This is a genomic window from Novosphingobium sp. BL-S-24 (assembly GCF_055521575.1).
In genome coordinates this window covers 2,521,671-2,542,459 of the sequence record NZ_CM145488.1, presented here as the reverse complement: position 1 = coordinate 2,542,459, position 20,789 = coordinate 2,521,671, and the positions used below count along the sequence as shown (strand labels likewise).

At 63.5% G+C, this 20,789-nt stretch carries 17 protein-coding genes; 5 read left to right on the top strand and 12 right to left on the bottom strand.

Annotation, left to right across the window (positions count from 1 at the left end; translation table 11 throughout):
• Nucleotide 1 precedes the first annotated feature (1 nt).
• The 8 genes from ACZ1JM_RS17570 to ACZ1JM_RS17535 all read right to left on the bottom strand — a co-directional run bounded on the left by ACZ1JM_RS17570 (nt 2) and on the right by ACZ1JM_RS17535 (nt 7,509).
• Nucleotides 2–895: an efflux RND transporter periplasmic adaptor subunit gene (locus ACZ1JM_RS17570; RefSeq protein WP_465133632.1), complete on the bottom strand. Its 894-nt coding sequence runs from the start codon at nt 893–895 to the stop codon at nt 2–4.
• Nucleotides 892–1,107, bottom strand: coding sequence for a DUF1656 domain-containing protein (locus tag ACZ1JM_RS17565; RefSeq protein WP_465133631.1), 216 nt, complete (start codon nt 1,105–1,107; stop codon nt 892–894). Before ACZ1JM_RS17565 ends, ACZ1JM_RS17570 begins: the two co-directional genes overlap by 4 nt.
• Entirely contained in the window at nt 1,104–3,158 is a 2,055-nt protein-coding gene (locus ACZ1JM_RS17560; protein ID WP_465133630.1) for an FUSC family protein, read from the bottom strand. Before ACZ1JM_RS17560 ends, ACZ1JM_RS17565 begins: the two co-directional genes overlap by 4 nt.
• Nucleotides 3,155–3,607: a MarR family winged helix-turn-helix transcriptional regulator gene (locus ACZ1JM_RS17555; protein WP_465133629.1), complete on the bottom strand. Its 453-nt coding sequence runs from the start codon at nt 3,605–3,607 to the stop codon at nt 3,155–3,157. The genes ACZ1JM_RS17560 and ACZ1JM_RS17555 overlap by 4 nt, the downstream gene beginning before the upstream one ends.
• Before the next feature lie 104 nt (nt 3,608–3,711).
• Nucleotides 3,712–4,212, bottom strand: coding sequence for a L,D-transpeptidase family protein (locus ACZ1JM_RS17550; RefSeq protein WP_465133628.1), 501 nt, complete (start codon nt 4,210–4,212; stop codon nt 3,712–3,714).
• Nucleotides 4,213–4,217: 5 nt separating this feature from the next.
• Nucleotides 4,218–5,507, bottom strand: coding sequence for an adenylosuccinate synthase (locus ACZ1JM_RS17545; RefSeq protein WP_465133627.1), 1,290 nt, complete (start codon nt 5,505–5,507; stop codon nt 4,218–4,220).
• Between the two features lie 143 nt (nt 5,508–5,650).
• The gene (locus ACZ1JM_RS17540; RefSeq protein WP_465133626.1) at nt 5,651–6,778 is read right to left on the bottom strand and encodes an ATP phosphoribosyltransferase regulatory subunit; all 1,128 of its coding nucleotides are present in this window, start codon (nt 6,776–6,778) and stop codon (nt 5,651–5,653) included.
• Between the two features lie 56 nt (nt 6,779–6,834).
• Entirely contained in the window at nt 6,835–7,509 is a 675-nt protein-coding gene (locus ACZ1JM_RS17535; protein ID WP_465133625.1) for an extensin-like domain-containing protein, read from the bottom strand.
• A gap of 207 nt (nt 7,510–7,716) precedes the next feature.
• Between ACZ1JM_RS17535 and ACZ1JM_RS17530 the strand changes: the two genes are divergently transcribed.
• The 3 genes from ACZ1JM_RS17530 (at nt 7,717) to ACZ1JM_RS17520 (ending at nt 11,865) form a co-directional block, all read left to right on the top strand.
• On the top strand, nt 7,717–8,862 hold the full coding sequence (locus ACZ1JM_RS17530) for a phosphoserine transaminase (protein ID WP_465133624.1): 1,146 nt from the start codon (nt 7,717–7,719) through the stop codon (nt 8,860–8,862).
• Between the two features lie 112 nt (nt 8,863–8,974).
• Complete coding sequence (gene serA / locus ACZ1JM_RS17525) at nt 8,975–10,558, top strand: phosphoglycerate dehydrogenase (RefSeq protein WP_465133623.1); 1,584 nt, start codon at nt 8,975–8,977, stop codon at nt 10,556–10,558.
• Nucleotides 10,559–10,776: 218 nt separating this feature from the next.
• Nucleotides 10,777–11,865 (top strand): acyltransferase family protein, encoded by a 1,089-nt coding sequence (locus ACZ1JM_RS17520; RefSeq protein WP_465133622.1) that lies wholly within the window; start codon nt 10,777–10,779, stop codon nt 11,863–11,865.
• On the opposite strand, the gene ACZ1JM_RS17515 is transcribed toward ACZ1JM_RS17520, so the two are convergent.
• The 3 genes from ACZ1JM_RS17515 to ACZ1JM_RS17505 all read right to left on the bottom strand — a co-directional run bounded on the left by ACZ1JM_RS17515 (nt 11,862) and on the right by ACZ1JM_RS17505 (nt 15,182).
• Nucleotides 11,862–12,650, bottom strand: coding sequence for a sulfite exporter TauE/SafE family protein (locus ACZ1JM_RS17515; protein WP_465133621.1), 789 nt, complete (start codon nt 12,648–12,650; stop codon nt 11,862–11,864). The two genes, ACZ1JM_RS17520 and ACZ1JM_RS17515, sit on opposite strands and share 4 nt — an antisense overlap.
• Nucleotides 12,647–14,029: an ATP-grasp domain-containing protein gene (locus ACZ1JM_RS17510; protein ID WP_465133620.1), complete on the bottom strand. Its 1,383-nt coding sequence runs from the start codon at nt 14,027–14,029 to the stop codon at nt 12,647–12,649. Before ACZ1JM_RS17510 ends, ACZ1JM_RS17515 begins: the two co-directional genes overlap by 4 nt.
• A 130-nt stretch (nt 14,030–14,159) precedes the next feature.
• A complete protein-coding gene (locus ACZ1JM_RS17505) occupies nt 14,160–15,182 on the bottom strand; it encodes a BON domain-containing protein (RefSeq protein ID WP_465133619.1) in 1,023 nt (340 codons plus the stop codon).
• Between the two features lie 236 nt (nt 15,183–15,418).
• Here ACZ1JM_RS17505 and ACZ1JM_RS17500 point away from each other — a divergent pair, with 236 nt between their 5' ends.
• Nucleotides 15,419–16,612: a GGDEF domain-containing protein gene (locus ACZ1JM_RS17500; RefSeq protein WP_465133618.1), complete on the top strand. Its 1,194-nt coding sequence runs from the start codon at nt 15,419–15,421 to the stop codon at nt 16,610–16,612.
• Nucleotide 16,613: 1 nt separating this feature from the next.
• Here ACZ1JM_RS17500 and ACZ1JM_RS17495 read toward each other — a convergent pair whose 3' ends face one another.
• Nucleotides 16,614–16,877 (bottom strand): hypothetical protein, encoded by a 264-nt coding sequence (locus ACZ1JM_RS17495; protein WP_465133617.1) that lies wholly within the window; start codon nt 16,875–16,877, stop codon nt 16,614–16,616.
• Nucleotides 16,878–17,100: 223 nt separating this feature from the next.
• On the opposite strand from ACZ1JM_RS17495, the gene ACZ1JM_RS17490 reads away from it, so the two are divergent.
• Entirely contained in the window at nt 17,101–20,763 is a 3,663-nt protein-coding gene (locus ACZ1JM_RS17490) for a PAS domain S-box protein (RefSeq protein WP_465133616.1), read from the top strand.
• Nucleotides 20,764–20,789 lie beyond the last annotated feature (26 nt).

Genomic DNA, 20,789 nt, shown 5'->3' with positions numbered 1-20,789 from the left:
ATCACTGCGCGCCGGGCTTAGCGGGCCGCGCCTGCGGCTCGACCGTCACCGTGGCCGTGCGGCCCAGTATCAGGCGAACGTCCTTGGGCACGTGGGTCAGCCGCACGCGGACAGGAATACGTTGCGCCAGCCTCACCCATGAGAATGTCGCCGCCACGTTCGGCAGCAGGTTGCCTGCGACACTGCGACTGTCGTCGTTGATGCCCGCCGCGATGCTTTCCACCCTGCCCTTCAACGCCTGCTGCTCGCCCATCAAATGCACGGTCACGGGCGCGCCTACTCGTATCAGCGGCAGCTTGGTCTCTTCGAAATATCCTTCCACACGGATCGAATCATCGTCCACCAGCGCCATCGCCTGACTCCCCGCCGCCACGAAATCGCCCGGATGCAGATCGAGGTTGGTGACCGTACCGTTTACCGAGGCGTGGACTTGCGTGCGTGCAAGGTTCAGCTTCGCCCCGTCGAGCGAGCTTTCCGCCTCGGCCAGCGAAGCGCGGGCGGTGGCGACGCGGGCGACGTTCTGCTCGTGCGTTTCGGTGGCGACCAGATCACCCAGCGCCAGGTCACGCTGCGATTCGCGCTGTGCCTGCCCCAATGTCGCCCGGGCGCTGGCGACCGACGCCTGCGCCTGCTCCACAGCGAGCGAATAGCGTGGGCGATCGATCACGAAGAGCAGGTCGCCCGCCTTGACCGTCTGGTTGTCGCGCACCGCAACCGAGGTGACGAGACCGCCGATGTCCGGCGTCACCCGCACCACGTCCGCCCGTACCCGCCCGTCGCGGGTCCAGGGGCTTCGCTCGTAATGGTTCCACATCCAGACCGCGACCAGCACGGCCAGGATCACGATGATGATGGTGGCCGCGCTACGGCCGATGGTGGGAAGCAGGTTCTTCATGGATGGAAACCGATTTGGGGAGCGAGAAGGGACAACGCGCCAAGGACCATGATGTACACACACACGTCCACGAGCGCCCGGAAGGCGACGAAGCGATACACGCCAAGGTAGTTGAGCAACCGGAGCAGCAGCATCGTCAACACGGCAGCGGCGACTGCCAGCACCAGAATGGTGGGCATGTAGATGCCTATGATCGACGTCTCGCCGTTCATGAAGGAACTCTCAAGGCAACGGCATCAGGGAACAGGTTGCGCCTGAGCGACACCAGCGCAAGCGCGGCCTGACGGCGCACCGAGCGGTCCTGATCGCTGGCGAAAAGAGTGAGGGCACGGTCTATGCCGTGCAACAAAGCCGGGTCCGCTGGTGCGCGTTCGTGGGGTTCCAGCCGGCGGTAATAGGCGCCGACTTCGGCTAGCACATCGGTCAACGGCGCTGTCCTCTCGGGAGGCAGATCCACTCTCAACTGGCGCAGCTCGGCAATGGCGACACCGGTGCGCAGATCGCGCAGCACATCATACAGCGGCTCACCGGGCTGCTTGCCGCTGAGGGTCAGGCGCGGCGAGAGCAGCGCGATGCGATCGAGCATGCGGTTGATCCAGGCCCGCACATCGGGCGGGCTGGTGAGGTTCGCGCGTTCGGCGATGTCCCGCCAACCGGCTCGAAGCGTGCGGCGGATCGCCTGCTCGAGTCCCGCTGTCGCCAGCAGACGGGCCATAACAATGGCGAACAGCGTGCCGGTCAATTGCGCGAGCGATCCGTTGATGAATGCCTGAAAGTTATCATTGTACTTCACCGCGACGATGAACGGGCTGCCCATTCCCAGCAGCGCAGGTAGCGCGATGCCGGAGAACCGGGGCGAATACATCAGCGATCCCAGCACCAGCAGCGGTGGGGAAAGCGTCAGCGCGAACATCGTAAACCCCTCCACCCTAGGCAAAACCGCGAAGGCGTAGATCAACCCAAGGATCGTGGCGATCAGGGTGCCGTTGAAGAACAGGCGCAGCGGCAGAAGGGGATTATCGGAAGCTGAGAACAGCGCGAGGAACACGCCCGCCAGCATCACCGCCGTAGCGCCATCCTGCCAGCCGCTGCATATCCACAGGATACTGCCGATGATGATCGTGATCGCGGCCCCGGCCGCCGCCCGCAGCGCGCCCGCCACATCGCGATGGAGTTCACGGTTGCGCCTCCCCTCCAGCAGTGGAGGGATGCGCGCGGATACCGGCCTGCGATCCCGCGTGCCGAGTTGGTCGGCCAGATCACGGCACGCAAGGTGCGCATCGATGAGCGTGGACAAGCGCGAACCCAGGCTCAACGTGAGCAGCGCGTTCCACGATGCGCTGGGGGTGACCTCGGGCTCGATCGCCGCGCACCTGGCCTTGAGATCGGCGGCAATGCCCTCCCGATCCTCACGCCCTTGCTCGATGGTGTCGAGCCAGGCCCGCGTATCCGCCAGCAGAGCCTCGGCATCGGGAGTCAGCGCATCAGCCTCCCGCAATGCAGCGACGCGGTCGGCCACGGCGGCACCCAGCGGCATCAGCAGAGACAGTTGATCCTGCAGCGCGCGCACTACCCGGACGCGGGGCGCTGGACGGCTGGTTTCGTAAGGGAGGTGGATGGATAGCTGATGCAGTTCCGTGACGTCCTGCGCCAGACGGCGCCGCTCGGTTTCGACGGACGGGTCCGGCTCCAGTTCGATCGCGTCCCTGCTCCAGCGCTCTGCATCGCGCAGGATCAGGTCGACGCGATTGAGGAGGAATGTCGACACGGAATTGGGAAAGACCACCCCGTGCATCAGGCTGGAACACAGGATGCCGATGACGATTTCCTGCACTCGCAGCGCGGCGTCGGTGAATATCTCGGCCGGCGTGTTCACGGCTGGCAGGACGATAAGGACGGCCGTGTATCCCGCTAGCACGAAAGCATACCCGCGCGGCGTCCGCTCAAGCAACGAAACGAATACGCACAGCGCCAGCCACGAAGCGATGGCCAGCGTCAGCAGTTCGGGACTGTTGGCGAGGGGAGGCACCATGATGACCGCCATCGTCGCGCCGATGAATGTGCCGATGACCCGAAACAGCGCTTTGGAAATCACTGCCCCGGCCAGCGGTGCCGCAATGATGTACGAAGTCAGGAAGGCCCAGTATGGCCGCTCCAATCCGATCGAGAACGAGATGTAGGCGGCGAGCAATGCAGCCAGCAGCGCCTTGATCGAAAATACGGCGGCAGGAATGCCCCAACGAATGGCGAATGGCCCGTTCATGACCGCGCCTTCATTTGCGTTGTCCGCGCTGCAACGGTTTCGATCACCCGCACCGCCTTTGCGAGGTCATTGTCGGGAATGCCTTCGAGCAGTTCGGCGCGCAGTTCGATCAGGAGCTTGTCCGCCTTGCGGGCCAGCGCGCGGCCATCGGTCGTCAGATGGAGCAGGTTGGCCCGCCGGTCATCGGCATCGGGCCTGCGCTCCACCAGCGCCGCCCGTTCGAGCTGCTGCACGGTGCGGACAAGCGAGGCTTCGGTGATGCCGATCGCACGGGCCAGATCACCCTGCCGGGCGCCCTGCCCCAGTCGTTGAAGGTGCACAAGTGCCCAGCCCGCCGAATTTGAAATCGCGAGCGAGCCGAGAAGACGATCCGCCAGTTGCATCCAACCACGCGAAACGGGGCCGAGTTGCGTAGCCAGATTGTGAGCCAGGGCGGACCGATTTGTCATCGATTGGTTAGTTAGGCTCCTAACTATATCAAGCAAGATGTTGTGACGTGCGTTTTACAAATCAGCAATGCCGCTAATTGCAAATTGTTCGAGGCTGAGGGCTGTCAGGGCAAAATTTCTATGGGTGTGCCATCCGGCACCGCCTGCCACAGAGCTTCGATCTCCGGATTGGATATGGCGATGCAGCCATCCGTCCAGTCTCCCGGAACGCGCTTATCTCCCCATGCATTGGGCTGGCCGTGGATCATGATCATCCCGCCGGGTGACTGCCCACGCGATGCGGCATAGTCCCGGTCAGCGGCGCTGGGATAGGAGATGTGCAGCGACAGATGATAGGCGCTGTTCGGGTTGCCCCAATCGATCGTGTAGCGCCCCTCCGGCGTGCGCTCGTCCCCCTCGAAGCGCTTGGGGCCGATCGGCTCATCGCCCAGCTGGATATGCTTGATCATGCGGATCAAGCGCCCCTCGGCGTAAAGCTCCATGACCCGCGCCGCCTTGCGCACGCGGATCATGTCCAGTTGGGGAAGCGGCGGCGGCACCTCGGCGGAGGCGGCCTCGACGCCGAGGAACAACAGCAGCGGGGCGAACCTGAGAGCGCCCCGCATCGCCGTCAGTCCGCGAAAGGATCGCGCACGAGGATCGTATCCTCGCGTTCCGGACTGGTGGATACCAGTGCCACCGGCGTTTCGATCAGTTCCTGCACGCGCTGGATGTACTTGATCGCCTGAGCGGGAAGGTCGGCCCACGACCGCGCGCCGGCAGTCGTACCCTGCCAGCCGTCCATTTCTTCGTAAATCGGCTCGACATTGGCCTGATCGGCGGCGTGGCTGGGGAAATAGTCCAGCACTTTGCCGTTGAGGCGATAGCCGGTGCAGATGCGCACTTTCTCGAACCCGTCGAGCACGTCGAGCTTCGTCAGCGCGATGCCGGTGACGCCCGAAATCGCGCAGGACTGACGCGTCAGTACCGCGTCGAACCATCCGCAGCGGCGCTTGCGTCCAGTCACGGTGCCGAATTCATGGCCGCGCTCGCCCAGCCGCTGGCCGGTCTCGTCTTCCAGCTCGGTCGGGAACGGTCCCGAACCCACGCGCGTGGTATAGGCCTTGACGATCCCCAGGACGAAGCCGGTCGCGGCAGGACCAAGCCCCGACCCGCTTGCCGCCGTGCCAGACACGGTGTTGGAGCTGGTAACGAAGGGGTACGTCCCGTGATCGACGTCGAGCAACACGCCCTGCGCGCCTTCGAACAGGATGCGGGCGCCCGCCTTCTTCACCTTGTTCAGGCGGCGCCATACCGGCTGCGCGAACTGCAGCACATAGGGCGCGATCTCGCGAAGTTCGTTGATAAGCGCCGCGCGATCGACCGGCGGCTGGCCGAAGCCTGCGCGCAGTGCGTCATGATGGGCGCAGAGGCGATCGAGCTGCGGCTCCAGCTCGTCGAGATGCGCCAGGTCGCATACGCGGATGGCGCGGCGGCCGACCTTATCTTCATACGCGGGGCCGATGCCGCGACCGGTCGTGCCGATCTTGCCCGCACCCGCCGCCGCTTCACGCAGGCCGTCCAGCTCGCGGTGAAGGGGCAGGATCAGCGGGCAGTTGTCCGCAATCGCAAAGTTTTCGGGATTGATGGTGACGCCCTGCCCGGTCAGCTTCTCGACCTCGGCCTTGAGCGCCCAGGGATCGAGCACCACGCCATTGCCGATGATCGACAAAGTGCCGGTGACGATGCCCGAAGGCAGCAGCGAAAGCTTGTAGACCTGGTCGCCCACGACGAGAGTGTGGCCGGCATTGTGGCCGCCCTGAAAGCGCACCACGGCATCCGCGCGGCTTGCCAGCCAGTCGACGATCTTGCCTTTGCCTTCATCGCCCCACTGGGCGCCGATCACGGTTACGTTAGCCATGGTTATACTCCTCCACCCTGCCAAGGTGGATCCAACTACGCCCTTCGACAGGACTCGGCGAAATGGATGGATGAAGAGGCAAGAGCGCCCCGGCTTTTCGGTGCGCGCCCTAGGGGCAAGCCGCACCGGTAGTCAAGAGCGCGTCAATCCAGCGCGATCGCCTCAGCGCCTTCCAGCCGGTGCGAGCAGCCCAGAGCGAGCGGATCGTCTGCCTGATCGAGCGCCGCGACCGTGACCCAGCCGATCGACCGCTGACGAGCGGCAATCTCGCGATCATGGCCCAGCGGCAGGAACAGGCGACGTTCTTCGGCTGCGCGGGAAGCCAGCGAATCGATCAGCGGATCGGGATAGATGGAGAAGCCGGTCGCCGTTTCGGGATCGCGACCCGTCTGCCCGAGGATAGCGTACGTACCGCCCCGCCCAAGAGTACCGGCAATCCCTTCCGCATAGATCGTGAAACCGAACCATGACTGGTATTCGAAGCCGTGCCGCTCCGATGGGTCCAGCGTCACCCGCGCCTTGCCGTCCACGCGTTCGGCGATAGCGCGCAGGCCGGCGATGCGGCTGGCAAGGACACCGCCCACGTCGAACACGGCCAGTCGCTCGATCGCTTCGGCAAACGGGCCGACGGCATAGAGCAAGGGAAGATACGCCTCGCCCCCCGCATCGACGAGACCGCCCGCGTCCTTTGCGTCGAGCATCTGGCGCACCGTATCGATGTTCTGCGATGGCAGCTTGAGGGCACCGGCGCTGAGCGTGTCGACCAGATCGGGCAACGTGAAATCAAGTGATATGCCCGTGGCCCCGGCCGCGCGCAGGGTCTCGATCGCCAATTCGACGATCTCGGCCGCCGCGTCGGTAGAGTCCGCACCGATCAGTTCCGCGCCGATCTGCAGACGCTCGCGAGTCGGATCCAGGCCATCGCCCTTTACCGTCACGACTTGCCCCGAATACGAAAGGCGCAAGGGCCGCGGAGCCTGCGCGAGCCCGGTGGCGGCGATGCGGGCGACTTGCGCGGTGATGTCGGATCGCATCGCCAGCATGCGCAGCGACAGCGGATCCATGAAGCGGACCATGCGGCGCACCTGAACGCCTGCCATGCGGCTTGCCAGCGCCTTCTCGAATTCGAGCACCGGCGTTTCGACGCGCGAATATCCGTGGCTGGCGAGCACATCGTGCGCCGCGCGGCGCAATGTCTGCGAAGCCCATGCCTGCTGCGGCAGACGGTCGCCCAAGCCCTCGGGCAGAAGATCGCGGTCGTTTTCCTGCATAATGCGCGCGCCCTTAGCGGGCTGGCGCGCGAATGTCGAATAGGTTGCGAACGGCTTCAGCGGCAGAAATTCGCGCCGTCCGCCTCCAGGTGCAGGTGGTTCGCGTGCGCTGCGTTGTAGTTCGGACCCAGCGTCGTTCCGAACCTCTTGCAGGCGCTGTCATGCACGACGCGCAGGAACCGTCGTTCCTCCGGTGTGCCGCCGTTCCATCCGTTCAGGATCGTGATTCGCCGCCCATCGCCAAGCACGAAGCCGGACACGTCGATCGCGTTGGCACTGGCGTGGCCGGACCGTCGATTCGTTCCTGCGACATTGCGGCAGGAGTAGCTGCCATACGTCTCGATCTTCACCAGCCGCGTGCCGAGAATCTGCTGCGCGGCACGGTCAACGCCATAGCGCGCCCAGCCGGCGAACGGCGTCGCAACCGAGCAGGTCGTGGGGCCAATGCCGGAAAGCGTCACGGTCGCATTGTCGGTATTGAGCGCGACCAGCTTGACGCTCCCCAGTGTGGAGCAGCTGTTTTCGTAATAGCGATCCTCCACTTGCGTGAAGACCGCCTGCGCGTCCGTCAGTTTCGACAGGCATTGGCGAAGTGTGGCACTTTGTGGCCGGGGCGTGGGTCTTTGGGCAGTCCGCCCCGGTCGCGCCGGTTCGCGCCGGGAAGGCTTCGGGGCATCGATACAGCCGGCTAGGGCGGCTACCAGCGGGAGGACAAGCATCAGTCTGCGCATCGGCGCATTTGTGAAGGCATCTGGTTAACCTGACCTTACCCGCGCGGCAGGCGGCTCTTCCCGCATGCCATTCTGCGCTGCGGATAAACGACGCGCGCTCCCGCCAAAACGGCGCAACGCGATTGACATCCTGGGGCACGCCTTTAGGAGCGGCGCCGGGCCACGCGGTCCCAACGCCGCGCGAGCTCTCTGTAAGGAGAGTCAGAAATGACTGATTTTGTTGCCGTACCCGCGCGTAAACCTGCGCGTCCGCACTTCTCTTCCGGTCCCTGCGCCAAGCCGCCCGGATATTCCCCCGACAAACTCGCCACCGAATCGCTGGGCCGCTCGCACCGCGCCAAGATCGGCAAGACGCGCCTCGCTTACGCCATCGATCTGATGCGCGAAGTACTGCAGCTGCCCGACACCCACCGGATCGGCATCGTTCCCGGTTCTGATACCGGCGCCTTCGAAATGGCGATGTGGACCATGCTCGGCGCTCGCGGCGTGACCACGCTGGCGTGGGAAAGCTTCGGCGAAGGCTGGGTGACGGACGCTGCCAAGCAGCTCAAGATCGATCCTACGATCGTCCGCGCGGACTACGGCCAACTGCCGGACCTGACCCAGGTCGATTGGAGCACGGACGTGCTCTTCACCTGGAACGGCACCACTTCGGGCGTTCGCGTCCCCAATGCGGACTGGATCCCGGCCGACCGCGAAGGCCTGTCCTTCGCCGATGCCACTTCCGCCGTGTTCGCCTATGACATCGACTGGTCGAAGATCGACGTCGCCACCTTCTCCTGGCAGAAGGTTCTGGGCGGCGAAGGCGGCCATGGCGTCCTGATCCTTGGGCCCCGCGCGGTCGAGCGGCTCGAAACCTACACTCCTGCGTGGCCACTGCCGAAGGTGTTTCGCCTCGTTTCCAAGGGCAAGCTGGCCGAAGGCGTGTTCAAGGGCGAGACGATCAACACCCCCTCCATGCTGGCCGTCGAAGATGCGATCTTCGCGCTGGAATGGGCGAAGTCGCTCGGCGGTCTGGAAGGCCTGAAGGCACGATCCGACGCCAACGCTGCCGCGCTTGGCAAGATCGTTGCGGAGCGTGACTGGCTTGGCCACCTCGCGATCGACGAGGCTACCCGTTCCAAGACCTCGGTCTGCCTCACCGTCGAAGGCGCGGATGCGGACTTCATCAAGAAATTCGCCGCTCTTCTCGAAAAGCAGGACGCTGCCTACGACGTCGCCGGTTATCGCGATGCCCCCGCCGGGCTTCGCATCTGGTGCGGCGCCACGGTCGAGACCCAGGATATCGAGGATCTCGGTCCCTGGCTCGACTGGGCCTACGCCACCGTGAAGGCCGAACAGGCCACCGCCTGAATCAATTCCAGAGCAGAACCATCGTCCTCCTCCGCGACACCAATGACCGTCGCGGAGTGACGATGGATTTCAGTCCGCCATGGCCGACAGGCCAGCGTGAAGGAACGACACCATGACCAAGCCCAAAGTTCTTATTTCCGACAAGATGGACCCCAACGCCGCCCGTATCTTCGAAGAGCGCGGCTGCGATGTCGATGTCATTACCGGCGAAACGCCCGAGCAGCTGATCGCCCGTATCGGCGACTACGATGGCCTTGCCATCCGTTCGTCCACCAAGGTGACCAAAGCGATCCTCGACGCCGCGCCGAACCTCAAGGTTGTCGGGCGCGCCGGTATCGGTGTGGACAACGTCGATATTCCTGCGGCGTCCGCCAAGGGTGTAGTCGTGATGAACACGCCGTTCGGCAACTCGATCACCACTGCCGAACACGCCATCGCCCTGATCTTCGCCCTCGCGCGCCAGCTTCCCGAAGCCAACGCCCAGACCCAGGCGGGCCTGTGGCCGAAGAACGGCTTCATGGGCGTGGAAGTCACCGGCAAGACCCTGGGCCTGATCGGTGCGGGCAACATCGGTTCGATCGTCGCCAGCCGCGCGCTTGGCCTCAAGATGAAGGTCGTCGCCTTCGATCCGTTCCTGACGCCTGAGCGCGCCGTGGAAATGGGCGTCGAGAAGGTCGATCTGGAAGGCCTGCTCGCCCGCGCAGACTTCATCACCCTGCACACGCCGCTGACCGACCAGACCCGCAACATCCTCTCGGCCGAAAACCTCGCCAAAACCAAGAAGGGCGTGCGCATCGTCAACTGTGCGCGTGGCGGACTGGTTGATGAAGCGGCTCTCAAGGCCGGTCTTGATTCCGGCCACATCGCCGGTGCTGCGCTCGACGTGTTCCAGACCGAACCGGCCAAGGATTCGCCGCTGTTCGGCACACCGGGCTTCATCTGCACCCCGCACCTTGGCGCGTCGACCACCGAGGCGCAGGTCAATGTCGCGCTTCAGGTTGCCGAGCAGATGGCTGACTTCCTGGTCAACGGCGGCGTCACCAATGCGCTCAATATGCCGTCGCTGAGCGCCGAGGAAGCCCCCAAGCTCAAGCCCTACATGAAGCTGGCCGAAGTGCTGGGTTCGATGGTCGGCCAGCTGACCGTCGATTCGGTGCCCCGCATCTCGATCCACGTCGAAGGCGCTGCCGCCGAATTGAATCAGAAGCCGATCACCGCCGCCGTGCTCGCCGGGTTCCTGCGCGTGCAGTCGGCCACGGTGAACATGGTCAACGCCCCGTTCCTCGCCAAGGATCGCGGTCTGGAAGTGCGCGAAGTAAAGACCGAGCGCGAGGGTGACTATCACACCCTGATCCGCGTTTCGGTGAAGACCGAGGCGGGCGAGCGTTCGGTTGCCGGTACGCTGTTCAACAACGTCGAGCCGCGTCTGGTCGAAATGTTCGGCATCAAGGTTGAGGCCGAACTCGACGGGTCGATGCTCTACATCGTCAACGAGGACGCGCCCGGCTTCATCGGTCGTATCGGTACGCTGATGGGCGAACAGGGTATCAACATCGGCACCTTCAACCTGGGCCGCCGCGAAGCCGGTGGCGAAGCCGTGCTGCTGCTTTCGGTCGACAGCCCGGTTGCCGCTGACGTGCTGGAACAGGCCCGCGCCCTGCCCGGCGTGAAGACGGTGAAGGGTCTGTCCTTCTAATCCCACGCCGATTTTCGGTTCGATAAACGGGGTCGGCGTGAAAGCGCCGACCCCTTTTTTGTTGACGACATGGGCCCCTATCGGTCCCAACCAAACGACACATCGTCTTCCACGGGTTGCGATGATCAGCCCGCCGTGGCAACCGGACCACCGTCGAGGGGTTCCTCAGGCGTATAATCGGATGAGGACAACGATGGGATCCGCGCTGCTTGACTGATATGACGAGCGTACACGCGCGCCGCCGATCCAATGCCATCCGCATCGCCCGCGTCATCTGCATTGCCGGGGTCGTCTATGTCCATGCCTGGACTGGGCAAGACGGCCACACGCTGGAACTGCTTCGTGGTTCGGCTCAGGAAATACTGCGCTGGGTGCTGATGGAGGTATTCGGCCGAAGCGCCGTACCACTGCTGGGCCTCATTTCGGGCTGGCTGGTGGCAGGGTCCAGCCGCACGCGGGACTGGCGCAGTCACATCGCGCGAAAGGCTCGCACGATCCTGCTGCCGATGGTTTTGTGGAACATCGTCGCGATTATCCTCGTATCAGGCGCGGCGTGGAAGCTGGGCCTGGCCGCGCCGATGCCGCAGTCGTTCCGCTGGTTGGTGGAGGAAGTGTTCATCCTCACCCGGCCGCCGGACATCGACGTGCAGATGCCGTTCCTGCGCGACTTATTCCTGTGCATGGTGCTTGCCCCACTGCTGGTTAGACTGCCGACCCCGCTTCTTGGCATCCTCGCGCTCGTCGCCGCGACCTGTCATGTGATGGGCTGGGGACCGCCCGTGATCCTGCGGGCCTCGATCCTGATGTTCTTCACGCTGGGGATCATCGCACGGCGGACGGACATGGCTGACAAAGTCGTCGCCCGGCCCCTGCTGGTCGCCGCCCTGCCCTTCCTCGTGCTGATGCCGATGCACCTTTACACGTCGATCGGCGATGCCCGGCCATTCGACGCCATTCATATCGCGGCGCTGGATCTTGCAGCCCGCATCGCCGCCGTCTTTGCGGTGTGGCGGCTTGCCTGGGCGCTGACGAAGACCCGTGTGGCGGGCGTACTCTATCGCATCGAACCTTACATGTTCTTCTATTTCTGCGCGCACCTGATCCTGTTGTGGCTGTTCGGGCCGATGATCGGCAGGCTGACCGGCAAGCTGGGATCGCCGCTCTATCCCGTCTATCTTCTGGCGCAGCCATTCCTGATCATGGCCGCCGTATTCGCGATCGCGCAGGGGCTGCTGGCCGTCGCCCCCCGCGCGGCCAAAGTCCTGAGCGGCGGAAGGCTGGAGCGCAAGACGCCGAAGGTAGCCTAGAGGCGCGAAAACATCGGCGATGGCGACAGGGTGAGCGATACCAGCCCCCCCAGCGCGACGACGACGAGAATGCCGCCGATCCAGCGGGTCAGGTTCTGCGGATTCGCTCGCCGGGTCACCAGCGCACCGATCGGCGCAGCGACGACGCCGCCCACCAGCAGGCCGGACGCAGCGAAGGCGAAGGACTGCACGCCCAGCGATCCGATGAAGGCGGACAGCACCGTCACCGTCACGAAGAACTCCGCCGCATTCACGGTGCCCACCGCCATACGCGGGGTCATGCCCTGCGCGATCAGGCTGCCCGTCGTGACCGGCCCCCAGGCCCCGCCGAAGGAGTCGAGAATACCTGCGATCAGACCAAGCGGACCAACCAATCGCATGCGGCGATAGGCTTGCGCCCGGCGCGCGCTGCTCCAGATCAGATAGATGCCGATCGCCGTAAGATAGACCAGCGCCACCGGGCGGATGAAATCGAGGTCGAGATGGGTCAGCGCCCAGACCCCGATCAGCCCGCCTGCGATCCCGGGTATGACAAGGCGAGAGAACAGCGGCCAATCGACGTTGCGCTGCAGGGCATGGGAAATGCCGGATATCCCCGTGGTGAACCCTTCGACCGTGTGCGTCACCGAGGACGCCATCGCGGGCGGGAGGCCCAGCACGACCAGCATCGAGTTGGCGATGACGCCGAACGCCATGCCAAACGCGCTGTCCACGAACTGGGCGACAAAACCGATGATGATGAACGGCGCGAGGTCCGCCCAGGGAATCGATGCGAGATCGATCATGCGGCGCCCGCCTTGCCGCGACGGACTTTCCCGAAACGACCCGCGGGGGCAGTCAGCAGGAACAGGACAGGGAAGCTCAGTGCCAGCATCGATATGGCGCCCGACAGGATCGGCTCTGCACCGGCCAGCCATGGCAGTGCTGCCGCCCAGATGGCGACGGCCAGCACCACCATCAGCGTACGTTCCTGCGCCCGATCGTCCAGACCGGTGAGATCAGAGGCAACCCTGCCCTGAAATAGACTGTTGAGGCCGACGCCTACCGGGCTTCGCCGGTCCACCAGCATTCGGGGGAATGTCGCCTGAACCATTGCCCCGAGGCCAGCCGCAACCATGCGCAGGCCCACCGCGCTGGCGAAACGCCGAAATTCGGTATTGCGGTCCGTGATCGCGCGCAGCCCGGAGCGGCCACCGAAAATCATATCGGCAAGCGCGGTGCTTTCTGCCGGAACCGGGGTGCTGATCCGGACCGCCTCCTGCGTCGCGACCACCCATTCGAGAATCGCGGTCGGCACGTCCATGCCGGTCGCGCGTTCCAGTCCCTGAAATCCCGGCGCGGAATTGGCCTCGCAGATGCGATAGCCGTCCTCGTCGAACAGAATGTCGATCCCGGTTATGTCCAGCTCCAGGACGTCGGCCGCCTGTACCGCCAACTCGGCCATTTCCTGTGGCGGATTGTAGGCGACGCCTACCCCGCCCAGCGACACGTTGGATTTGAACCCCCCGGTCAGCGATCGTCGCTCCATTGCGGCGACCACCCGCCCACCGACGACCAGAACGCGTACATCACGACCATGGCTCGCGCGCACATAGTGCTGAAGAATGAAATCAGCCTTGGCGTCCGCACTCTCCAGCAGGCCGGCCAGATCCTCAAACTGGCTGCGATCCTCGCACTTCAAAACCCCCGCCCCTCGCGTGCCTTTCAGCGTCTTGACGATGACGGGGAAGCCAAGTTCCCGCTCCACCAGATCGACATCGACCGGGAACGTGCCGAGGATGGTGCGCGGGATCGGCAGACCCGCGCGGTTCAGGGTCTGAAGGGTATGCAGCTTGTCCGATACCGTCTCGATCGTCGCCGGGCCGTTGATCAGCCTGACGCCGCGCCTTTCGATGTGCCGCAGAAGCGCCAGAGTGAAATAGTCGGTCTCCGCCCCAGTGCGGCAGATGACAAAGTCCGGACGGTCCACGGGAGCGCCCTGATACTTCATGGCCCAATCGCCTTCGATCCCCACCACCAGCTCAAAGCGGTGCGGCTGGAAGACGTGCAGATCGATGCCCATCGCCGCCGCCGCTTCCTGGAAGCGGAAAACTTCGGGCACTTCCGGGATCGCCGGGTCCAGTTCCTGTTGAAAGAGAATCCAGCCGCGCAAGACGATGTCCAATTGTTCGTTACCGAAAACGATAGGTAGTCGATGCCCTGCCGATCGGCCAGCCCCAAGGCAATAGCTGGTGTCACAACAAAAAAGGGGGGCTTGTAACGCCCCCCTTTTTTTCAGTTCTGACCCAACCGGATCAGGTGTTCGAGCCGGACGTCGAACTTGTGGATGTGGCCGAAGTGGACGGCGTCGGTGTGGATGACGATGTCCCTGTCCCACTGGTCGCGCTGCCGTATGTCGAGCGAGACTGCGACGAGGTGCTGTTCAGTCGAAGGTTGTTCTGCACATGGCGTACCCCGCTCACATCATCGGCAAGATCCTCGGCGCGACGCTTGTCCTGTCGACTGTCGACGGTGCCTTCCAGGGTCACTTCTCCATCCTTGACGACAACCCGGACGTTGCTCGCATCCAGTCGCCAGTCGTGCGTGAGCGTGTCGTTTACATCTTCGCGGATGCGTTCATCGGAACGGGTGTAGTCCGACGGCCCACGGCCACGATGGTCACGATCGCGACGGCGGGCAGCATCCTCATCGCCGAACCAGCTTGCAATCTCGTCCCCGGCCTTCTCAAAGAAGCCTCGGCTTTCACCATACTGCCGCCAGGAATCACGATCGCTGCTGCCCGCATCGCGATGGCGGGACCAGCTTCCCGGACCATAGCTCGGCCGGTAGGAGTTGCTGGGATGCAGGCCGCCGGTCACGCCGCCGCTCTGCCCGGCGGAGAAATCGCGCCCGCCGAAATCCTCGCTGGTGAAACTGCCATAGCTGTTGCCGCCGCTCGCATCGAAATCGTGCGATGCCTCCCTGCCGGAACCCGAGAAGCGGTAACTGCGATCGCTAGTGCTACCCGGATTCCCGTAGGAACGATCGCTGGCTCCATAACTGCTACGCTGGGAGCGTTCACCTGAACCCCACTGGTCGCTGTCGCGATAGGAACGGCTTGGGCTACCTTGTGAATCGCCTGAATAGCGCGACCCAAGGTCACGATCCTGCGACCGATAATTGCCACGGTCGGCATCGTCGCTGTCCCAGTCGCTTCCCGACTGCCGGCCAAGATCGCCTTGCCATTGATTCGCCTGGCGAGGCGTATCCCAATTGCTGTCGTCGCCACGATAGCCGCCTGCCTGACGGTTTCCGGTGTTGGGGTCGCGTCGATTCATGGGTGCTCTCCTTACCTTTTTCGGGTGTTCCCGGCAGCGGGCCTGCTGGCCCTACTGTCGAACGATGTCCCTGAAACGTGCTCATCCGGTCCTCCGATCCACTGTCCGACGCTCCCGAGAGTGGATTGATCGCACCATCGCGGCGACGACCGGGCGGCGGGGGATGCGGATCGGGTAGACGTTTTGTTTAGGACATTGCCCTAACCCAAACCCCGGATCGGATGAGTTGGATTAAGATGGCTGCGGATGCTCAGACGCTGCTGCTGGTGTCGATGGGGATCGCACTAGTGGCCGCTGCATTTCTATTGGCGGAATGGCAATCGCTGAAAGAGCGGTTCTTGTTGCACTTCGCGACCGGGTTCCTGTGCATCACCGTAGGCTGTTCGCTGGCGCCGCTGCGCCAATCCGGTTTCGTCCTGGTGGGCATCTGGTTATCGAACTCGATGGTGCCGCTGGCGCATCTGTTCTTTCTTTACGGGGCAGCACGCCTTTGCGGCCATGCACTGGCGCGATCATGGCCGCTGATCCTGCTTGTCAGTCCGGCGATGACTGCCGCGGCGTTTTTCCTGCAGGGCGGATCGCCGCATGCCGATCAACTCGTGTCACTAATCAACGCCGCCATCGTTGCGATCCTTTGCCTGAAAGCCGCGCAGATACTGATTGCCTTGCGCGAACCCGGCGAAACCGACACCGCGTTGCTTATTTACACGCTGTTGGCGCACGGAGGATTCTATGTCGCCAAGTCGGTCAGCGCCTTCATGCCTGGCGCGGTGATCGACCTGACGCGGTTTTCGGGCAGCATGGTGATCCTTTCGCTGCTTGAAGGAATTCTCATCGAAGTCGCGCTGGCGATGTCGGTGGCCGGTGCGTTGCGAAGGCGACGCGAAGATGCCGTCAAACGGCTCGCCGAACGCGATCCCCTGACCAATCTGCTCAATCGTCGCGGGTTCGAGGCGCAGGCAAATGCCATGCTTGACGATCATGCCCCCCATGAGCGCGGGATGCTGCTGCTTGTCGATGTCGATCACTTCAAGGTCATCAACGATTGTTTCGGCCATCAGGAAGGCGATCGCCTTCTGGTGTCGCTCGCCGCGCACCTGACCGAACAAGGCCCGGCCGGCAGCGTGATCGCGCGGCTTGGCGGCGACGAATTCGCCCTGCTGGTCCCGCGCATAGATGAACAGGCAGCATTGCGACTGGCTCGGCAACTGTGCGCCGGTTTCGCCGCGCACGCCGGGTCTGGCGACAGCGGGACGCTCAGCATCGGGTGTGCTGCATTCCATGGCGGAACGGCTAACCTGGAAAACCTGCACCTTCAGGCAGATCGCGGCCTTTATGATGCCAAACGCAAAGGTCGCAACCAGCCAGGGTTAATCGCCGCACACCGGGATAGCGGGCTGCTGCCATTTCCCATGTCGAAGGCGAGCTAGCCTAGTGATCGTCAACTGCTGGCGTCGTCTTCTCCCGCGCATTTTCTGATGGCTCCCCGCCTGCCTTGGGCGGCTCCGCTTCGTCCTTACGCCAGCGATCTTCTTCCTCCGCCGGTTGCCCGGTCACGTTGCGCTGGTCTTTGGGCTCGTACTCTCCGCGTCCAGAACGAGCGTCTTCCTGTTCACGCCATGATTTGTTTGGATCTCCGGCCGTACCGGTTACCTTGCGCGAGTCTTTCGGTTCGTATTCGCCGCCGCCCGACATCTCTCAATCCTTCCATCGCTTTCGCCTATTGAGGCTGCAAAGCACGGGGTCTCATAAAGGTTTCACGATACGCGCGGGGTCCGGCCATTGCGGTCATCGTCGTCGACAGAGCGGTAGTTGTCAGTTCTTGTTGACGGGCAACCGGCACATGAGTGATGTGTTGTCGAGTGCACGCAGCGGCTTGCGACGAAGCAACCGGCGGGCCGTGAGAAAGACGAGGGGAATGAGCCGCAACGGCGACAGCGATAGCAGGTTCATGGGTCTGAGCGGGGAGATGGCCCGCCGGATCGCCGCGCATGACTGGGCATCGACCACGCTTGGTCCTGTCGACCGCTGGCCTGTCTCGCTGCGCAACACCGTATCGCTCGTGCTGCTGTCTCCGGCTCCGATGCTCCTCTTGTGGGGGTCGGCGGGAGTCATGCTTTACAATGACGCCTATGCCCGACTGGCAGGCCCGCGATCCGGTCACTTGCTCGGGCTAAACGTGCGCGAGGGGTGGTCCGAAAACGCTGACTACAGCGACGCGATCATGCAGACGGTGCTTGCGGGCGAGGCATTGACCAGTCGCGATCAGGAATTGACCCTGTATCGCAACGGTTCCCCGGAGAAAGCCTGGATGGACCTCGATTACTCGCCGGTCCTGGGCGACGATGGGTCACCCGCCGGAGTCCTTGCGATCATCGCGGAAACGACGAAAACCCACCTCGATCGCGAAGCGCTCCGGCAAAGCGAAAAGCGGCTACGTTTCCTCGACACCCTCGCCCATGCCGTGGCTGACTGTCAGGACGCCGATCAGGTTCTCGACATCACGACACGCTTGACCGCGAAGCATCTTCACGTCCCGAAATGCGCCTATGCCGACATGGACGATAGCGATCGTTTCACTATGAGAGGGGGCTGGGCGGAAGGCGGCATGGCGGCGATCCTGGGGCATTACCACCTGTCCGACTTTGGAGAGTACACCGAACGACAGCTCCACGCAGGGAGGGCGCTCGTGATTCGGGACAATGCGGCGCAGCTTCCTGCAAAGGACGCTGCCGTGTTTCAGTCCGGAGGCATCGCCGCAACGATCTGCATTCCGCTGGTCAAGGATGGCGTCCTTACTGCAATGATGGCGGTTCACGATAACAAACCCCGTGATTGGACTGACGACGACATCAGCACCATCCGCGAAGTAGCGGAACGCTCCTGGGCGCACGTCCAACGCGTCGGCGCAGAAGGCACCTTGCGAGACCGCGATGCGTACAACCGTCAAATCCTCGACGGCGCGACCGACTATGGCATCGTCGCCAGTGATCTGGATGGGAGGGTAACGCTCTGGAATGCCGGCGCCGGCGCCATGCTCGGCTGGACCGAAGCGGAGATGCTGGGCCAGTCGATCGACATCGTGTTCGATGACGAGGACCGGGCGGCGGGGCGTCCGAAAGCAGCCCGCTTGGAGGCGCTGCAAAACGGACGTGCGCAGGAGGCGCGATGGCAGCTCAACAAAGCAGGCGACCGCCTATGGGCATCGACCGAGATCACCCCTCTTCACGACGAGCACGGGACGGTGATCGGCTTCGTCCACGTCATGCGCGATCGCACCAGCGAGCATATGGCGCAAACCGCGCTACGCTTGAGCGAAGATCAACTGCGACGTGCCCAGGTTGCCGGCGGAGTCGGGCTGTTCTCCATCGATATCGCCAGTAACACCATCCGCGGAACTGACGAATTCTGCCGCCTGTTCGGCGTCGAACAGCGCGGCGCCGTATCTCCCGACATATTCGAGCAGATCGTGGTACCGGAAGACCGCGACAAGATTTCCAACTTGGTCCGCCGTTACGGTGCGGCGACGGCGCTCGACGTGGAATATACCATCCGTCGCGCCGACACCGGCGAGAAACGCATCATCGCCCGCAAGGCCGATTTCGAATTTGACGATAGCGGGCGTGCGGTCCGCATGGTCGGCGTGGTTCAGGACATCACCGATCGACGGCGGACCCAACGTGCGTTGGAAAAGAGCGAGGGCCGCTTCAGTGTTCTAGCGCAGGCGATGCCGACACAGGTATGGACCACTCGCGCGGACGGGCGGTTCGACTGGGCTAACGATCGCGTCTGCACCTATGTCGGTCAGTCGCGAGAAACCCTCCAACTGGATGGCTGGCTTCGATATATTCATCCCGCTGATCGTGAGGTGGCGGAACGGCGCTGGGATACCTCACTCGCCACCGGCGATGTTTTCGATTGCGAGATGCGTTTGCTTGATGTGCAGGGTCGCTATCGCTGGCACCTTTCGCGGGCCCTGCCGATGCATGATGCATCCGGCGCCATCTCCGGATGGGTAGGAACGAATACCGAAATCGAAGCGCAGAAACGCGCCGAGGCCGCTTACGCGCAGGACCGCGACAGGCTGTGGAATATCAGCCGTGATCTAATGCTGGTCTGCGATTTCAACGGTGCGATCACAGCCGTAAACCCCTCTGCCGAACGCCTGCTGGGTTGGCACGAGGGCGAAATGATCGGCCGACGCATCGGCACGTTCGTCCACCCGGACGATCGCAAGCCGACCGCGGCAGAAGTCGCGCGCCTGTCGACCGGCACCCGCACCGTCGCGTTCGAGAACCGCTATCGCAACAAGGACGGCAGCTATCGCCTCCTTGCCTGGACCGCTGTTCCCGATGACGGACGCATCCATGCAGTTGGCCGCGACATCACCGACCAGCGCGGGGTCGAGGAAGCCTTGCGCCAGAGCCAGAAGATGGAGGCGGTCGGCCAGCTGACGGGCGGGATCGCCCACGATTTCAACAATCTGCTGCAAGGGATCACCGGCAGTCTGGATGTCTTGCACAAACGCCTGGCACAGGGTCGTACGCAGGACCTCGACAAGTGGGTGCAGGGTGCCCGGTCGTCCGCGGAAAGGGCTGCGGCACTCACCCATCGCCTCTTGGCGTTTTCCCGCCGGCAACCGCTCGATCCCCGCCCGGTTCGCGTAAACCCGTTGCTGTCCTCCATCGAAGACATGCTGCGCCGTACGCTCGGTGAGCATATAGAAGTGGAACTGTCGCTGGCGGAAGACCTGTGGCTCACCCGCTGCGATGCCAACCAGCTGGAAAGCGCGATTCTCAATCTGGCGATCAACGCGCGTGACGCGATGCCCGATGGAGGCCGGCTGACCGTCACGACCCGCAATGCTCATCCCGGTATGGACAATCTGCCGATGCCGCATGGCATGAAGGCTGGCGACTACGTTTGCATCGCCATTACCGATACCGGTGAGGGCATGAAACCCGAAACTCTCGCGCGGGCGTTCGAACCGTTCTTCACCACCAAGCCGATCGGCCAGGGCACCGGCCTTGGTCTGTCGATGATCTACGGCTTCGTGCGGCAGTCTGAGGGTTATACGCAGATCGAAAGTGAAGTCGGCGTCGGCACGACTGTTACCCTGTACCTCCCCCGTCATGTCGGGGTGGACAGTGAGGCACCGGCATCGGAGAGAGAGGATGCACCGCCCCTTGCGCAGGACGGCGAAGTGGTGTTGGTCGTCGAGGACGAACCGGTCGTTCGCCAGCTGATCATGACGACTCTCGACGAACTTGGTTACAGTGCTCTGGAAGCCGCTGACGGCCCCTCGGGGCTGGCTGTCCTGCAGTCCGACAGAAGGATCGACCTCCTGATCACCGATATCGGATTGCCCGGTCTGAACGGCCGTCAGGTTGCAGACGGCGGCCGCGCCATACGCCCCGATCTCAAGGTATTGTTCATGACTGGCTATGCCGAAAACGCGGCCGCCGCTTCCGGCTTTCTGGAGACAGGGATGGCACTGATCACCAAGCCGTTTGCAATCGATGCTCTGGCCAGCCGAATTCGGGACATACTGGAAGGGCGAAACGCCTTGCCCGCGGGCTAAACCGCTGCCAATACTCCCGCCATTCG

What these genes read in the sequence shown, in the direction of transcription:
- ACZ1JM_RS17570 (WP_465133632.1), bottom strand. Translation starts at nt 895, where the DNA reads ATGAAGAACCTGCTTCCCACCATCGGCCGTAGCGCGGCCACCATCATC.
- ACZ1JM_RS17565 (WP_465133631.1), bottom strand. Translation starts at nt 1,107, where the DNA reads ATGAACGGCGAGACGTCGATCATAGGCATCTACATGCCCACCATTCTG.
- ACZ1JM_RS17560 (WP_465133630.1), bottom strand. Translation starts at nt 3,158, where the DNA reads ATGAACGGGCCATTCGCCATTCGTTGGGGCATTCCTGCCGCCGTATTT.
- ACZ1JM_RS17555 (WP_465133629.1), bottom strand. Translation starts at nt 3,607, where the DNA reads ATGACAAATCGGTCCGCCCTGGCTCACAATCTGGCTACGCAACTCGGC.
- ACZ1JM_RS17550 (WP_465133628.1), bottom strand. Translation starts at nt 4,212, where the DNA reads ATGCGGGGCGCTCTCAGGTTCGCCCCGCTGCTGTTGTTCCTCGGCGTC.
- ACZ1JM_RS17545 (WP_465133627.1), bottom strand. Translation starts at nt 5,507, where the DNA reads ATGGCTAACGTAACCGTGATCGGCGCCCAGTGGGGCGATGAAGGCAAA.
- ACZ1JM_RS17540 (WP_465133626.1), bottom strand. Translation starts at nt 6,778, where the DNA reads ATGCAGGAAAACGACCGCGATCTTCTGCCCGAGGGCTTGGGCGACCGT.
- ACZ1JM_RS17535 (WP_465133625.1), bottom strand. Translation starts at nt 7,509, where the DNA reads ATGCGCAGACTGATGCTTGTCCTCCCGCTGGTAGCCGCCCTAGCCGGC.
- ACZ1JM_RS17530 (WP_465133624.1), top strand. Translation starts at nt 7,717, where the DNA reads ATGACTGATTTTGTTGCCGTACCCGCGCGTAAACCTGCGCGTCCGCAC.
- serA (WP_465133623.1), top strand. Translation starts at nt 8,975, where the DNA reads ATGACCAAGCCCAAAGTTCTTATTTCCGACAAGATGGACCCCAACGCC.
- ACZ1JM_RS17520 (WP_465133622.1), top strand. Translation starts at nt 10,777, where the DNA reads ATGACGAGCGTACACGCGCGCCGCCGATCCAATGCCATCCGCATCGCC.
- ACZ1JM_RS17515 (WP_465133621.1), bottom strand. Translation starts at nt 12,650, where the DNA reads ATGATCGATCTCGCATCGATTCCCTGGGCGGACCTCGCGCCGTTCATC.
- ACZ1JM_RS17505 (WP_465133619.1), bottom strand. Translation starts at nt 15,182, where the DNA reads ATGAATCGACGCGACCCCAACACCGGAAACCGTCAGGCAGGCGGCTAT.
- ACZ1JM_RS17500 (WP_465133618.1), top strand. Translation starts at nt 15,419, where the DNA reads ATGGCTGCGGATGCTCAGACGCTGCTGCTGGTGTCGATGGGGATCGCA.
- ACZ1JM_RS17495 (WP_465133617.1), bottom strand. Translation starts at nt 16,877, where the DNA reads ATGTCGGGCGGCGGCGAATACGAACCGAAAGACTCGCGCAAGGTAACC.
- ACZ1JM_RS17490 (WP_465133616.1), top strand. Translation starts at nt 17,101, where the DNA reads ATGAGCCGCAACGGCGACAGCGATAGCAGGTTCATGGGTCTGAGCGGG.